The following is a 15213-nucleotide window of genomic DNA, read 5'->3' as shown; positions in this document are numbered from 1 at the left end:
ATGCGGTGACGCCCTTCAAGATCGCGATGGTGTTCACGGCCGACACGGCCGGCGCCAAGGCGGGCGTGACCGATCTGAGCGGCACCATGCGCGCCGTCGGGACCGAGGCCACCAAGACCGGCGCCGCGGCCAAGAAGGGTGCGGCGGACCTGGACGCGCTTGCCGCCGCCGCCAAGGCGGCACTAGCCCATGACGACCTGGCCGCCGCCGAAAAGCGGGCTGCGGCAAAACCAGCGTCCTCGCCGCTGCTGGTCCTCGCCAATCCGGTATCGCCCGCGCCGATGGTCGCGGCGTTTCGCGCGGCCGAGACCGCCGCCGACTCGATGCGCGCCAGTGTCGCCGGGCTGGGTGCCACGGTCGGATCGCAGGCCAAGGACATGCTGGAAGCCGCCCGATCCGCGGCCACCTATCAGGCGGCGCTCGATGACATCCGCGCGTCCTACAACCCGCTGTTCGCAGCGTCCCGGCAGTATGAGCAACAGCTGGACCGGATCGCCGAAGCCGAGCGGTTGGGCGCGATCAACGCCCGCGAGGCGGCGGCGGCGCGCCAGGCGGCAGCGGCGCAGCTGGGTCCGGCAGGACAACTGGCGCCCGGCGCCGGCGGCATCAGCAGCATGTATACGTCCAACGTTGCCGCCCAGGGCTTCGACATCGGCGTGACGGCGGCGATGGGGATGCATCCGCTGATGATCGGCCTGCAACAGGGTTCCCAGTTGGCCCAGGTCGCGACGCAGATGGGCGGCGGCAAGGCCGCCCTGACCGGCATCGCCCAGGGCTTCATGTCGCTGATCAGCCCGACGACGCTGGCCACGATCGCCCTCACGACCTTTGGCGCGGTCGGAATTCAATGGCTCATGAAGCTGGGCGGTGAAACCAAGTCCCTTGAGGAGGCCATGGCCGACCTGGAGGACAGCGTCGGACGGCTGAAGGACGTCAATGCAAACGCCCGCCGCGGTTTCGCCGATCTGGCCGGCGAATTCGGCTCGACCACGGAAGATGCCCAGAAGCTTCTGGACGTACTGGCCGAGATCGAGCGGCGGACAGCAGGCCGCAGCGCACAGGCTACAATGTCCAGCCTGGTCAACGAACTTGGCGGCGGTTCCATGTTAGGGCTGCGAAGCGAGTCAGACCAGTTTGGTAGCCTGCAACGCCTGTTTGGCGAAGCAAGCTGGCTGACGTCCGGGCGGATCAGCGAAAGCGGCAGTCCGCTCAGCTTCGCCGTCAATACCGCCATGGACGGAGTGATCGCTGCGGGAAAGACCGACGACATCGAGGCCCAGATCGCTGCGGTCGAAACCCTTTTCGACGCGGTGACTACCGCCGCCGAGGCCTTCGGCGGGCTCTCGAAGGAAGAAGACGCATGGCTCGGCAAGATTGGCCAGGCGCTGGCTGACCTCCAGCGCATCAAGGGGCTGGACGAAAACGCCGCTGGTATCGCCCAGGCCGAGGCGATGCGCGTCAGCCTCGAGAAACAGATCCAGCTCGAGCGCACCAGCCTGCTCTACGGCGAAGACAGCGCCGAGATGCGGGCCATCCAGGCGCGCCACGAGCGCGAAGCGGCCATTGCCAAGCTCGAGGGCCTGAAGGTCGACCTCGACAGCGCCGAGGCAAAGCGCGTTCTGAATGGTCTGACCGAAATCCAGTATTACCGCGAGAAGGCCGCGGCCGAGGCCCGCCGCGAATGGTTCGTTGCCCAGGATGACCAACTGGCGGCGGTGCAGCGCGAGATCGCCCTGATCGGCATGAGCGCCGCCGAGCAGGCCCGCATCAACGCTCTGGCCGAGGCCGAGCTGGAGATACGCGACCGCAAGCTGAGCGCGCTCGAGGCCGAGGAGGCCCGGACCAAGGCCATCGCCCAGGCCGAGGCCGAGATCGCGCTGTCCCGGCAGCGCGCGCTGCGCGACCTGGCCGTCCAGGCGCAGATGGACGGCTATGACGCCCGCGCGGCCGAGGCGCGCAATCCCTATATCCGCGCCGACATCGAGGCCGAGCGGGCCTATGCCCAGGAGATCGCCGCCAGCGGCGACGCCACCATCGCGGCCCAGGCTGCCGCCCAGGCCCGCGCCCGCGCCATCCGCGAGGCCGACCGGGCGCAGACGGATTTCTTGCGCGGCCAGGCCGAGGGCATCCAGGCGCAGCAGCTGGAAATCGCGCTGATCGGGCAGTCGGCCGCCGTCCGCGCCCGCATCCTGGCCCTGGTCCAGGCCGAACAGGAGATCACCCGGCTGGGCGCCTCGGGCGAGGCGGCGGACGCGATCCGCGAGACGGCCCGCGCGCAGGCCGAGATGGCCCAGCAGCTGGACGCCCAGGTGGACGCCTGGCGCCGGGTGCAGGCGGCGGGCGAAGGCGCGATCGACGGTGTCCTGGACAAGCTGCGCGGGGGCGATGTCGGCGGTGCCTTCAAGGAGATGATCGGCGAGATCGAGAAGGGCTTTTTCGACCTGGCTGTCGCAAATCCGCTGAAGAACATGCTGCTGGGCACCAATCTCGGCACCTGGGAAGACGTTGGCGGATGGGGCGGCATCTGGGGCCGGATGTCGGGCAAGCAGCCCCTGGACGAGGCGGCGACGATCGCGGCCGCGACCATGCCGGGGCAGTCGATGTCGGTCAACGCGGCCAATGTCATCCTGTCAGGAAACCTGGCAGGCCTGGGCGCGGCTAACATGCCCATCGCCCCGGTCCAGCCCTTCGGCGGCACCTTGCCTGGGTCGGCCGATGTCCAGGCGCAGGTCTGGGCCTTCTTTGCCGCCAAGGGCCTGGCGCCGCATCAGATCGCCGGGATCATGGGCAATGTGGCCGGTGAAAGCAGCTTCAATCCGCTGGCCATGGGTGATGGCGGGGACGCTTTTGGCCTGTTCCAGCACAACGACCGCCGCTTCAAGCTGTTCGATTTCATTGGCGGCCAGCAGAACCTGGGCGATGTCCAAAAGCAGCTGGAATTCGTCTGGCACGAGCTGATGACCTCGGAAAACGCGGCCTATCAGCGGCTCATGGCTTCGACCGATGTGCGTGGGGCGACGGACGCCTTCATGCGCGGCTTCGAGCGTCCTTCCGACAAGGCAATCGCTGACAGCTGGGGGACGCGCCTAGCTGCGGCCGAGGCGGCGATGGGCCAGTTCGAAGGCGCCACGATCACCGCGCAGCAGCAACTGGGCCAGCTGGGCACCGGGGCGGCGCAGCTGGGCACGGGCCTGCAGTCCTTCGGGTCGGGCCTGGCGGGGGCGATCGGTCAGGCCGGAGCCTCGCACGGCATCGGTGGCCTGCTGGGCGCGGGCCTCTTGACCGACCTCGGTCGGATGATCGGCATTCCGGGGTTCCAGACCGGCAGCTGGACCGGACCGGGGGCCGACACCGATGTCGCTGGCCTGGTCCACGCCAACGAATTCGTGTTCGACGCGGCCGCCACCCGCCGGATCGGCGTGGCCAACCTGGAGGCCATTCGGCGGGGCACCATGCGCGGCTATCTGTCGGGCGGCCATGTCACCAGCCGCGGCGCCCCGCCGATGGCCGTCCCGGCCAATGCCTCCGCCGCCCCGCAAGGCGCGCGCGAGCCGGTGGTCTTCCACATCAACGTCAGCGGCACCGGCGATGCCCAGCTCCAGGCGGGCGTCCACCAGGCCATCGCACAGGCCATCGAGACCTATGACCGCCATGCGGTGCCCGACCGGGTGCGCGTGCTCATCAACGACAGGTGGGGCAGCTGATGGCTTACGCCTTTCCCCTTTCCCACGGGCAGTTCATGGCGATCCTGCCGATCCAGGATTTCAGCTTCGACTTGCCCGAGGCGATCGAGACCTCGGAGACCGGCGGCGGCGAGATCCTGCGCGCCGACCTGGGCACGCGCCTGTGGCAGGGCGAGATCGGCCTTGGCGAGATGACGCCGGACGAGCGCGACGAGGTCATGGCGATGTTGGACGTGCTGCGCCGGCCGGGCGCCAGCTTCATGGCCCATGACGTGCGCCGCCCGGCCCCGCGCCTCGATCCCGCAGGGACCGAGCTGGGCGCCGCCGCCCCGCAGTTGCTGTCGGTGGCGTCCACCAGCAGGGACGTCCGCCTGTCAGGATTGCCGGCCGGATACGCGCTGCGCCGCCACGATTACCTGGCCTTTGCCTACGGCACCAACCCGGTCCGCCGCGCGCTGCACCGGATCGCCAGCCCTGCCGTAGCCGCAGCCAACGGCCAGACGGCCGCTTTCGAGGTCAGCCCGGCTGTCCGGCCCGGCTGGGCTGCGGGCGCCGCCGTCAGCCTTGTGCGCGCGGCCTGCAAGGCGGTGGTGGTGCCCGGATCGGTCGATCCCGGCCGCCGCAAGGGTGTGATGACCACCGGCGTCCGATTCCGCTTCCAGCAGACCCTGAGGTAAGATGCGCACGTTCAGCCCTGCCACTGCCGCCTATCTCGCCAGCCGCGCCGGGTTCATCGGCCACGTGCTGGTGTGGATTTCCGCGCGGGACCGCTCCTCACACGCCATCGAGACCATCGGCTTCTGGACCGGCGCCGATCATCAGGAGTTCACGATCGACGGTCAGGTGCGGCTCTATTACGCCGCCGGCAGCCTCCTGAAGGTGGACCCGATCCGGCGCCAGACGGGCGTCAAGGTCCGCACGCACCGCATCACGTTCAGCCAGGTGGCGCCCGAGGTCGAGATGCTGATCCGCGGCTATGACCCGCGCCACGCGCCGGTCGAGGTGCATCGGGCGCTGTTCCACCCTGACACCGAGACCCTGATCGACGAGCCGCATGTGATCCTTCGCGGTTTCGTCGACAGGGCGCCCTTGACCACCCCCGCCAAGGGCGAGGCGGGCCAGGTCGCGCTGGAGATCGCCTCGGAGGCCCGCGCGCTGACCAGGCCGCTGTCGCGGTTCCGGTCGGACGCCGGCCTGCGCAGCAGGGACGACGAGGACGCCTTCCGCCAGTATTCGTCCCTGGCCGGCACGGTGGAGGTACCATGGGGCCGCTGAGACGCCTGCACGATTGGCAGCCCCGGCTGCATGCCTGGCTGCGCGCCGTCCGGCAGACGCCGATCCGGCCCGGCCATCACGACTGCTGCCTGTTCGGCGCAGGCGCGATCGAGGCGCAGACCGGCATCGACATCGCGGCTGATTGGCGCGGCCGATACACCACCTTTGCGGGCGGGCGCCGGATCCTGCGCAAGGCGGGCTATGCCGACCACGTGGCGCTGATCGCCGCCACGCTGCCCGAGGCGCACGTGTCGGCCGCGCTGGACGGCGACATCGCCATCGTGCCGACCGAGGACGGCGATGCCGTGGCCGTGGTCCAGGGCGCGGCGGTCTATGTCCTGTCACTGTCGGGCGGGCTGGGCCTCGCCCCGATGGCCCCCGTTCAACGCCTGTTCAAGGTCGGATAAATGCCCGCCGCGCTCGCCTTTGTCGGAGGGATGTTCAGCTTCGGCGGAACAGTCGCCACGCTGGGCGCGGCCGGTGTCGCAGGCGCATGGGCTGGCGCCGGCTTTGCCGCCACAGCCATCGGCAGCCTGACCGTCAAGCTGCTGACCACCGTGGCGCTGTCGGCCCTGACCTCGGCCCTGTCCGCCGATCCGCCCGAGGGCGGCGGCATCACCATCTCGGCCACGGTCCAGGGCGAGCATAATCCCGAGACGATCATCCTCGGCCGATACGCGACGGCCGGCCAGGCGATCTGCGCCCCTTACAGCCAAGGCCCGTCCAACAAATACCTGACCCATGTGATCGAGCTGTGCAGCGCGCCTGGCGCGCAGCTGTCGCGCCTGATGCTGGGCGACGAATGGGTGACGCTGGAGCCTCAGTCGGGCCAGCAGGGCTGGGCGCGCTTCGGCCATCGTGTCACCAGCGAAAAGTACCGGGATCTGGTGTGGGTCAAGTTCTATGATGGCACCCAGACCGAGGCCGACCCCTATCTGGTCCAGGACTATGGCCTGCACGAGGACCGGCCCTGGACCCCCGACATGGTCGGCCGCGGGATCTGCTATGCGATCCTGACCTTTCGCCTCGACGAAGAAAAGCTGACGCAGGTGCCGCGGTATCGCTTCGAGCTGACCGGCATCCCGCTCTACGATATCCGCAAGGACAGCACCGCCGGGGGCAGCGGGCCGCAGCGCCTGGCCGACCGCTCGACCTGGACCGTCAGCCACAACCCGGTGGTTCAGGTCTGGAACATCATGCGCGGGATCGCGCTGCCCGGCGGCGAGGTCTATGGCGGCAACATCGGCGATCTGCGCCGGCTGCCCCAGGCCGTCTGGATCGCGGCGATGAACCGCTGCGATGCGGCTGTCAGCAAATCCGGCGGCGGCACCGAGCCGGCCTATCGCGCGGGGCTGGAGATCGCGCTCGACCAGCCGCCCGCAGCCGCCATCGAGGAACTGCTGAAGGCCGCGTCTGCGACCATCGCCGATCTGGGCTATGGCTGGGGGATCGTCGCCGGCGCCCCGGCGCTGCCGGTCTACAGCTTCACGGACGACGACGTGATCGTCAGCCGCTCCCAGGAGCTGGATCCTTTCCCCGGCCTGCAGGACACCTACAACGCCGTCAGCGCCAAATTCCCGGACCCCGAGCATTTCTGGGAGCCCAAGGAGGCGCCGCAGCGCACCAACACGGCCTGGGAGGCCGCCGACGCCTTCGGGCGCCGGATGGCCAATCTCTCGCTGCCCGCCGCGCCCTATCCCGCCCAGGTGCAGCGCCTGATGCGCGCCTGGATCGAGGACGAGCGGCGGTTCCGCCGCCATGTGATCAGCCTGCCGCCCGATGCCGCCCATGTCGAGTTGATCGACACCATGGACTGGGCTAGCGAGCGCAACGGCTATGACGGGAAGGACTTCTCGGTCCACGAAATCCTCGAGGATCCCCGCACCGGCATCCGGCAGATGTCGATCCGCGAGCGCGATCCGCTGGACTACAGCTGGCGGCCGGACTTCGAGCTGCCCTCGGCGCCCGGCCCGGCGGCGCCCACCCCGACCGTCCCCGAGCCGGTGTCAGGATATGTTGCCACCGCCGTGATCCTGAAGGATGCCGCGGGCATCGCCCGCCGCGCCGGCATCCGGCAGGTCTGGGATCCCGAGATCGTCGCCCACGGCCTGCGATGGGAAATCCGCCTTTCCGGCACAACCGAGGCGATCCTGGAGGGCAGCACCCAGGACATCGCGCGCGGCACCCGCACGGTGGCCGAGGGGATCCTGCCCGGCACCGCCTATGACATCCGCGCACGGCTGATCAAGGCGCGGCAGACCGCCTGGACGACCTGGCGCACGGTGGTGACGCAGGCCGTCGCCGGCGAGACCGTGGACATCCCGGCCGAGGTGCTCGAGCGGATCGCCGACCTGGAAGAATGGGCGGGCGGCACCGGCGAGGACATCGACGCCATCCTGGACGAGATCGAGGCGGACATCGACCGGATCGACGGGCTGGTGGGCGGCGTCCGGGCGGACCTGACGGCCGAGGCGGCCGCGCTGCGCGCCGAGGCGCTCGAGCACCTGGCCGTCGCCAAGGCCTATGCCGAGACCGGCCTGCAAACGGAAAGCCTCGAGCGCCAGACAGCCACGGACGGCCTGGCCGCGCGGATCGACCAGCTGACCGCCGCCATGGTCTCCGAGCAGCTGCTGCGCAACGGCAGCTTCGCGGATGGCCTGGCCTACTGGACCCGCAGCGGCACCGGCACGGTCCTGGATCGCGACGCGGCCAGCACCGATGTCCTGATCAAGACCATGCCCGCGGCCGCCGCCGCCTCGATCGACGCCGGCGGCGCCCTGGCCCAGGAGACAGAGAGCTTCGAGGTCAGCGCCCAGGACCGGGTGCAATTCCGGTTCTCGGCCGGCGCGCTCGGCAGCGCCGCGCGGCAAATCGAGGTCCGATGCCGGTGGTTCGGCGCGGCCGGGGCCGAGATCACCCCGGCCGTCATCTTCCCGATCACGCTGGAGGCGGGGGGCGTCTGGCGCGTCAAGTNACACGGCCCGCTCGGCCGAGGTCCGGCTTGCCCATGTCTCGGCCTCGGGCGAGCGGGTGCTGGCCACCAAGATCGACGTGACGATCGTCAACGGCGCCATCGAGGCGCGGGTGGCCGAACTGGAGGCCGCGCAGGCATCGACCACCGGTGCAATCGCCACGCGCAATTCGCAGGTCGATGCCCGCTTCATCGCCAACGAGGCGATAGCCACTGCCGAGGCCAACGCCCGCGCAAATGCCGATGCCGCGGCTGCCCTGCGTCTCACCGCGCTGGAAGGCTCGACCGGCGCGAATGCCGCCGCCATCGAAACCGTGGAAATGGCCGTAGCCGATCTGGAGCAGTCCGCGGCGACCCTCGAGCAGTCCGTCAGCGCCCGGTTCGGAGCGGCCGAGAAGGTCAGAGACGGTGTCTTCGCGCGGGGGCTGCTCTCCTGGCCCGGCGGCGCCCTGGGCACCCCGGCCGACCTCGTCGCCAAGGACAAGGCCGGCGCCTGGCATCTGGCCGGGATGCCCGCCGACCGTGCGCTGCGGATCGCGCCCGGCACGCCGCTGGCTGCGGTCCGGCGCACCGATCCGGTGGCGGTGGCTCCGGGCGAGGTGTTCGATCTGTCGATGGCCTATGCCCGCGCCGCCGATGGCGTCCAGCCACGCTTGCGGATGGTGTTCCGCAATGCCGCCGGCGGCGGGATCGGGGCGCCGCATCCCGTCGTCACCGGCACTGGATCAGGCGCCTGGCTGTCTGCCTTCCGCACAGGCATCGCCGCCCCGGCCGGCGCGGTCGACCTGGTGATCGAAATCTGTTCCGCCGTCGACGGCGCCACCGCGGCCTGGATCACAGACCTGTCGGCGCGCCGCCGGCAGGCCTTCGACCACCAGGCCGCCGCCGACATCGCTGACCTGAAATTCGCGATGTCCGATCCCGGCGGCGCCATCGCCGGTATCCGGGAAACCATCCTCGCCAACTGGAACAGCCTGGATAGCCGCGTCAAATCGCAGGCCAGCGCGATCAGCGATCGTTACACCAAGACCCAGACCGACGCTGCCATCTCGTCCGGCATCCAGCAGTTCGACGCGACGCTGACCAGCCGCTTCGGCGCCAAGGCCAACGCCTCGACGGTCACCGCCCTGGCCAATCGCGTGACGGCCACCGAATCCGGCCTGGACGCGCAGTCGGACGCCATCACCCAGACCAAGGCGCGCACCGATCGCGCCAGCGCCAGCGGCCTGATCCGCATGACCTCCTCGGCCGGTACCGGATCCGGCTCGACGCGGATCGCACTGATCGCCGAGGCGACCGCCACGGGGGCGTCCCAGCAGGCAGCCCTGTATCTGGAGACTAATACCAGCGGGCAGAACGCCGCCTATGTCGTCGCCGACCGATTCGCGGTCTTGGCCAGTCGGACCGTCGGCGCGGCCCGCACGGTGCCGTTCATCGTCACCGGCGGCCGCGCCTATATGGATGGCGCCGAGATCGCCGACCTGACCGTGGGCCGCTTGCAGCTTGGCCCCTACTCCGCCTCGGTTTTCCCGTTCAGCATGGCCGCAGGCGAGATTGCATCGAACGGCGGCGAATCCGTTCTCGCATCGTTGACCCTGACCAAGGGCCGCTCCGATCCGATGCCGCTGTTTTTTCGGGCGACGATGTATTCCACGCAGTCGGCGACCGTGCGGTGCATCCTGCGTCTGTATCGCAACAGCACCCTGATCGAGACCCGTCGGATTGGCGATTGGTGGGGCGTCAGCAGCATCATCGACAACGGCGAAACGGTCACCTCGGTCGATCTGTGGACCGGCACCTCCTCGGCCACCTACCAGCTGCGCGGCCAGATGTGGCGCAAAAACACCCAGAACAGTTCGGGCGGACCGGAAATCACCTGGGAGCCGACAACCTTCGGCGGCTGGAGAAACCGCTTCCTGGGGGCCTTCAATGCTTTCAAATGACGCCATGGTCCCTGCGGCCGTGATCTCGATCGCCACCGGATCGATCCTTTGGACCAACCTCTGCGAGCTGGGCCTGCTGACAGACCAGGCAAGCGAGGGGCAGATCGCCGTGCTGCTGCCCGAGGGCGTGGCGGACGATACCCATTACTGGGACGGCGCGGCTTTCGTGCCCTATCCGCCCCGACCGGGCGACTGGGCTGTCTGGAACGGGGCTTTCTGGACCGATCCGCGCCCGCCGCGCGATCCGGCGGCCGAACTGGCGGCATGGCGGGCATCCGCCTCGATGACACGCGCCAACCTCGTTATTGCCGCTGTGACCGCGGGTATCATCCCGGCCTCGGACGCCGCGCCGGCCGCCCGTGGCGAGATCACGCCATCGATCCAGGCGCTGATCGACCAGCTGCCCCCCGAGCAGCAGCTCGAGGCCGTCGTCCGCTGGGCCGCCTCGACGGTGATCGACCGCACCAACCCGATCCTGACAGCCCTGGCCGCCTCCATGGGCCTGACGGACGAGGATCTTGACCAGCTTTTCGGGCTCACAGCCCCCACAGAGGAGTAAGACATGCCTGGCAAGGCCACCATCAAGGGCACCCTGAAGGACATCAACGACATCCCCATCGTCGGCGGCAAGGTCATTGCCACCATGGTCGGGTCCGACGCCTTCGAAGGGGGTGTCAGGATCGCCGGCCGCAAGATCGATGCGACCACCGGCATGGACGGCAGGTGGAGCCTGGACCTGCTAGTTAACGGCGAAGGCCGGCACGGTTCGTCGTCCTGGAAAATCGAGGCCTTCGACAATGTCATGATGAGCATCTTCTCGGTCGACAAGCTGTTCGTGATCAACACGGCCGAGATGCTGCTCGACGATCTCGAGCAGGTGACCGCCGCCAATGAGGTGGCGGCCAAGGCCGCAGGCATGTCGCGCATCCTCGCCGCCGACGACCTGGCCGAATACCAGGCCATGCCGGAGGCGCAGCGCAGGCCGACCGACATCGTGTTCGTGAAGGACGTCTGAGATGGCGGTCGATCTGATCCATCCCGGCGCCTCGCCGCATCTCTTTCGCGGCGCACACACGGTCTATTTCAGGGGGGTGCGGCATCGCGTCTATACCGCCCAGGGCGTCCCGTTGCTGGTCGATCCCCCCTCGGAACTGCCGCAGGTGGCGCCCGCGCTCTCGGGTGGGGCGCTCGATCTGGTCGATGGCGACCTGGTGCTGGTCCCGCCGACCGTCACCCGCGGCCGCCCGGACCCGCAGCTTGTCCTGGTCAGCCTGACCCGGAACGGTGCCACTGTCATGGACGAGCTGGCCGGCGACCGCATCCCGGATGCCGCGGCGGGCGATTATGTGGCCCTCTGGTCGGCCGGCAACGGCGTGGGCCAGCCCGCCACCCGGACCGCCAGCCGCACCGTCGCCGTGATTTCCCTGCCCGAGGTGACGCTGACCCTCACGCCTGTCGTCCCGGCCCTGTCCGAGGAAGCACCCATCGGCACCGTCGTCGCCCGGATCAGCACCGACGCGACAACCGTCGTCCTGTCCGGCGCCGATGCCGACCTGCTGGAGATCGACGGCGCCGACATCGTCACGGCTGCCGGGCTTCAGGGCCGGACCAGCCTGGAATTTTCGGTGGTGGGCACGCGACAGGGATATGCGCCGACCGGCGCCACGGTGACCCTCGCGGTCCGGGTGCCTGACGATCCCAGCACCATCACGCCAACGCAGACCGGCTTTGCTGTCGCAAATGCCGGATCCTTCCCGACCCGCAACATCCGGCCGACGCAATCCGGCCTTATCGTGGAGACAGTCTAATGCCTCAAGTCGCAGGCGCCATGGTGCGCAAAAAAGGCGCGACGCTCTGGGATTTCCGCCCCGGAACCGGAACCGGCACCTTCGAGGTGACCGGTATCGATCCTGGCACCGAGATCGAGGTGCGCCTTGCCGGACCCCTGGTCGAGACCACCACCCTGACCGCGCCCCGGATCGCAGCCATCGTCTCGCCCAACCCGATCGTCGCGGGTCAGCCCTTCACCGTGGTCTTCGACGTGGTGCCCGACACCGTCACCCCGGCAGGCCTGACAGGGACCGGGTCCATCCGATCCGGCGTCGGGCCGGCCGGCGTGGACCGTCTGACGATCAGGGCGACGGCGGATGGCCGTGAACCGCTCGAATTCGAGGTCGATGTGGAGCAGCCCGAAGCGACCCTGATCGTCTCCCCGGAAAACATCCTGCGGATCGACGGCGGCACTGGTCCGACCCCGCTGACGATCTCCGCCCCCGATCGGTATGCGGGCGAGTATGCGCCGGGCGCGGCGGACCTGGAGACCGGGCCGCAGCCGCTGGCCGACATCGTGCTGCGCACCGTGTCCGGTGCGCCGGCGGCGGTGGGGCAGTCTCTGGTGCTGGACCTCGGGCCGTGGGAGAGCCAGCATCCCCAGGTGCAGATCACCTCGATCAGATACCGCGCTGGCGACACGATCCTGGGCACCGCCAGCACCCTGGCGATCACCTCGGCCTTGGCGGGCCAGAGCATCGTCGCGGATTACGCGCTCTCCGATGCCTCGGGCGTGACCGAGGGCACCACGCCTGCTGTCGCGGTGCCGGGGACGGTCCTGGCGGTCGGCGCCACCCGGGTCGGTTTTTATGATCAGGTCAGGGTGGGCGCGACGAATACCCAAAGGCTGACAGACATCGACCTTGGGCCTGCCGACCCGGCCAAGCGCATGGTGCTGTTCGTCAGCACTCGTGGAGACTTTACGCCGACCTTCGCGGTCATCGCGGGTGGGGTTGAATATCCGCTGGAGGAAGTCACCCGAACTGGTCCTCAAAGCAACAGCGCAACAGGGTATCTGCTGGAGGCAAACATCCCAGCGGGCGGCGCGGCCGTGCTGCGGGCGACCTATACCGCCAACACCAGTCCCGGCCTTGGTGTCGAAGTCTTCGCTCTCAAGGGTATGGCGCGGCAGACGCTGGTCTCGAATCTCCGCGTTGCGATGACCGCCGGGACGCCTGTATCAGTCCAGGTGGCGACACAGGCAAATGATTTCTGCCTCCTGTTCCTGGTCTCAGTTCCGACAGCGGCGGGTGGGATCATCGACGCGACCGCTGGCGTGACGGAGGTCATCGATCGCACCCTCGCCACAGGGGCAGGTCTGTCCCCGTGGCAGCTCTGGATCGGCGCCGCCACCGAAGCGACCGGCTCGGCCACGCGCACCCTGTCCGCCACCCCCACTGTCAGCGGCAATGCTGGCCGCCTCGCAGCCGTCTATCGGAGATCCTGACCATGGCTCGTTACATCCATTTCCCGTCCGCGCTTGGAGAGACCGTCACAGCCGCCCTGGGCGACGATCCGGCCCTCACGGTCACTGACTATGCCGTGGTGCCCGAGGTGGTCTCTTACATGGCCTATGGCGCCCGCCTCAACGTCTTGGAGGTCGCCCTGACCGGCGTATCGGCCGGACGGGCGGTTGCCCGGTCGGATGGTCGGACATCCCTCGCGCTGCACGGGATCCTCGATGCCCAGACCCTCAGCGCCGATCTGCCCGACAGCCGCCGCGCCGAGATCGCCGTCAGCGCCGCCGCCGCCCGTCGAGGCCACCCGTCTGGGCGCCACTACAAGCTGCCTCTCGATGCCAGCCGCCGGTTCGTCTGCGAGCCGGGTCGGCGCCACCGGAAATGGTATCTGTCGCGGTCCTCGGCCGCGCTGACCCGCGCGCAGATCGCGGCCGATGCGGGCGTCTCCGAGGCGACCGTCACCGGCGCCTGGCTGCTGACCCGTCCGCAATACGGCGGCACCGCCGCCACCGCGATCCATGCCGATCTGTTCAGCCTGATCCGTAGTGTTATTCAGGGCAACCCCGGCCGGTCGGATCACTATCGGCTGGACCGAGGTTATGACTATAGCACCCTCGTCTGGACCGAACTGTGCGGCGAGGACGAGCTGCACCCTGCGCTGATCGGCGCCTTCGGCACCGGCACGGACCCGGTCATCAATCTGTTCAGCAACTTCCTGTCTCTGCCGTTCGTGGTCCTCCAGGACGTCAGGACGACCCGCGACAAGGTGCAGACATGGTATGGCTACAGCTTTGCCTTTGACCACGTTGACTTCGGTTTGGCCGCTTATCCGGGGAATACGATCAACTGCACTTTCCACGAATGCACGATCCTGGCGCCCTGGTATGACGCGCCGAAACAGATATCGGGCGACAACAGATGGACGGCCAACGGCAACCACCTGCCCGGCGTCTACATGGCTTTTTCTGAAGGCGTTCTGGTCGATTCCTGCCTGATCGACCATGCCGGATGGGCCGACGGATACGACTACAACGGCAGCGCCGCCATGCCGATGCCGATGTCCAAATATTCGCACGCGCTGTATTTCTCGGCCGATACCTTCGACATCACGATCCGCAACAACCTGCTGTCGCGGTCGTCTTCCTGCGGGGTGCAGATGCGGTCCGGCCTGCATCTTGAGGGCAACCTGCTGGTCGACAACAACCTGGGCGCCGCGGTCAACAGTACCGGCGGCGTCGGCCAGTTCAACAACGTGATCGACAACGTGATTTATTCGGCGGGCTACAAGCGTGTCGCCTACGAGGAAGGTGCGCTTGACTGGGGCTTTGACGTGAACGGCCCGCTGTCCTCGATGGGCGGAAACATCATCGCCCATGGCAAGAACCCCGACGATCCGGCCGAGGCCTACAAGGCCGTGAACTGGAACGACGGGGTGTCCACCAGCGCCAAGATGACGGATGACACGCAGGTCTGGAAATGGGGCGCGGCCAGCCGCAATGTGGGCGGGCTGGCCCCCGCGATCCTGGACAAGACGACGATCTGGCGCCGCGCCGGTGAGAGGCTGGGCAAGGAGTGGGCCAGCATCCCGGAATATGTCGCCCATGTGGCCGCTGCCCCCAGTATCGGCGACATCGTGCGCGAGGACATCCGCTGGACCAAGAGCCGCTTCGGCTCTCCGATCCCCGCCCGCACGGCGCCTGCGGACCTGGTCTTCTATCCCGACCCGAATTTCGACGGCTTCCGCTGGGACAATCGCCGCAACTGGTCGTCGAAAGACCTGCCCGGCACCCATGTCGCTGACAGCGCCGACCTGGACGGCCATTTCGTGCGGTTCGGGACGGTCAATGCCAGCGTCGCGGCCCTGGCCCTGGGCGGGGGCGTCCTGGAGATGACCTCGGGACGGCTGGATGTAGGGACGATCACCGATGCGGGCACGATCCTCACCCGTCTGGCGGGCCAAATCTGGATCGGCGGCGCCGCGCAGCCGCTGTCGGCCGAGGTGGTCAGCGGGCGCCTGGCGCTGACCGGCGCGGCCGCCGACCTGGACCTGG

10 protein-coding genes are annotated in these 15213 nt (G+C 68.7%); all 10 read left to right on the top strand.

Features of this window, described 5'->3' with window-relative positions; genetic code table 11:
• Positions 1–5 precede the first annotated feature (5 nt).
• On the top strand, positions 6–3704 hold the full coding sequence (locus ACTJI6_RS19110; RefSeq protein ID WP_440802948.1) for a phage tail tip lysozyme: 3699 nt from the start codon (positions 6–8) through the stop codon (positions 3702–3704).
• Complete coding sequence (locus ACTJI6_RS19105; protein ID WP_440802946.1) at positions 3704–4360, top strand: hypothetical protein; 657 nt, start codon at positions 3704–3706, stop codon at positions 4358–4360. The genes ACTJI6_RS19110 and ACTJI6_RS19105 overlap by 1 nt, the downstream gene beginning before the upstream one ends.
• Before the next feature lies 1 nt (position 4361).
• On the top strand, positions 4362–4958 hold the full coding sequence (locus ACTJI6_RS19100) for a hypothetical protein (protein ID WP_440802943.1): 597 nt from the start codon (positions 4362–4364) through the stop codon (positions 4956–4958).
• A complete protein-coding gene (locus tag ACTJI6_RS19095; protein WP_440802940.1) occupies positions 4946–5365 on the top strand; it encodes a DUF6950 family protein in 420 nt (139 codons plus the stop codon). Before ACTJI6_RS19100 ends, ACTJI6_RS19095 begins: the two co-directional genes overlap by 13 nt.
• Positions 5366–8717: 3352 nt before the next feature.
• Positions 8718–9872: a phage tail tip fiber protein gene (locus tag ACTJI6_RS19090; RefSeq protein ID WP_440802937.1), complete on the top strand. Its 1155-nt coding sequence runs from the start codon at positions 8718–8720 to the stop codon at positions 9870–9872.
• A 4-nt stretch (positions 9873–9876) separates the two neighbouring features.
• Positions 9877–10431, top strand: a complete 555-nt coding sequence (locus ACTJI6_RS19085; RefSeq protein ID WP_440802935.1) for a hypothetical protein — start codon at positions 9877–9879, stop codon at positions 10429–10431.
• Positions 10432–10434: 3 nt separating this feature from the next.
• Positions 10435–10887, top strand: coding sequence for a hypothetical protein (locus tag ACTJI6_RS19080; protein ID WP_440802933.1), 453 nt, complete (start codon positions 10435–10437; stop codon positions 10885–10887).
• A 1-nt stretch (position 10888) separates the two neighbouring features.
• Positions 10889–11680 carry a hypothetical protein gene (locus ACTJI6_RS19075; RefSeq protein WP_440802931.1) on the top strand — a complete coding sequence of 264 codons (792 nt, stop codon included), beginning with the start codon at positions 10889–10891 and terminating at the stop codon, positions 11678–11680.
• A gap of 20 nt (positions 11681–11700) precedes the next feature.
• On the top strand, positions 11701–13149 hold the full coding sequence (locus ACTJI6_RS19070) for a hypothetical protein (RefSeq protein WP_440802930.1): 1449 nt from the start codon (positions 11701–11703) through the stop codon (positions 13147–13149).
• A 2-nt stretch (positions 13150–13151) separates the two neighbouring features.
• On the top strand, positions 13152–15213 hold a 2062-nt coding region (locus tag ACTJI6_RS19065), incomplete at its 3' end, for a hypothetical protein (RefSeq protein ID WP_440802928.1).

Origin of the sequence: Paracoccus sp. 22332, from assembly GCF_052045125.1 — a bacterium.
Lineage (GTDB): Bacteria > Pseudomonadota > Alphaproteobacteria > Rhodobacterales > Rhodobacteraceae > Paracoccus > Paracoccus haematequi_A.
This window is presented reverse-complemented; position numbering and strand designations above follow the sequence as displayed.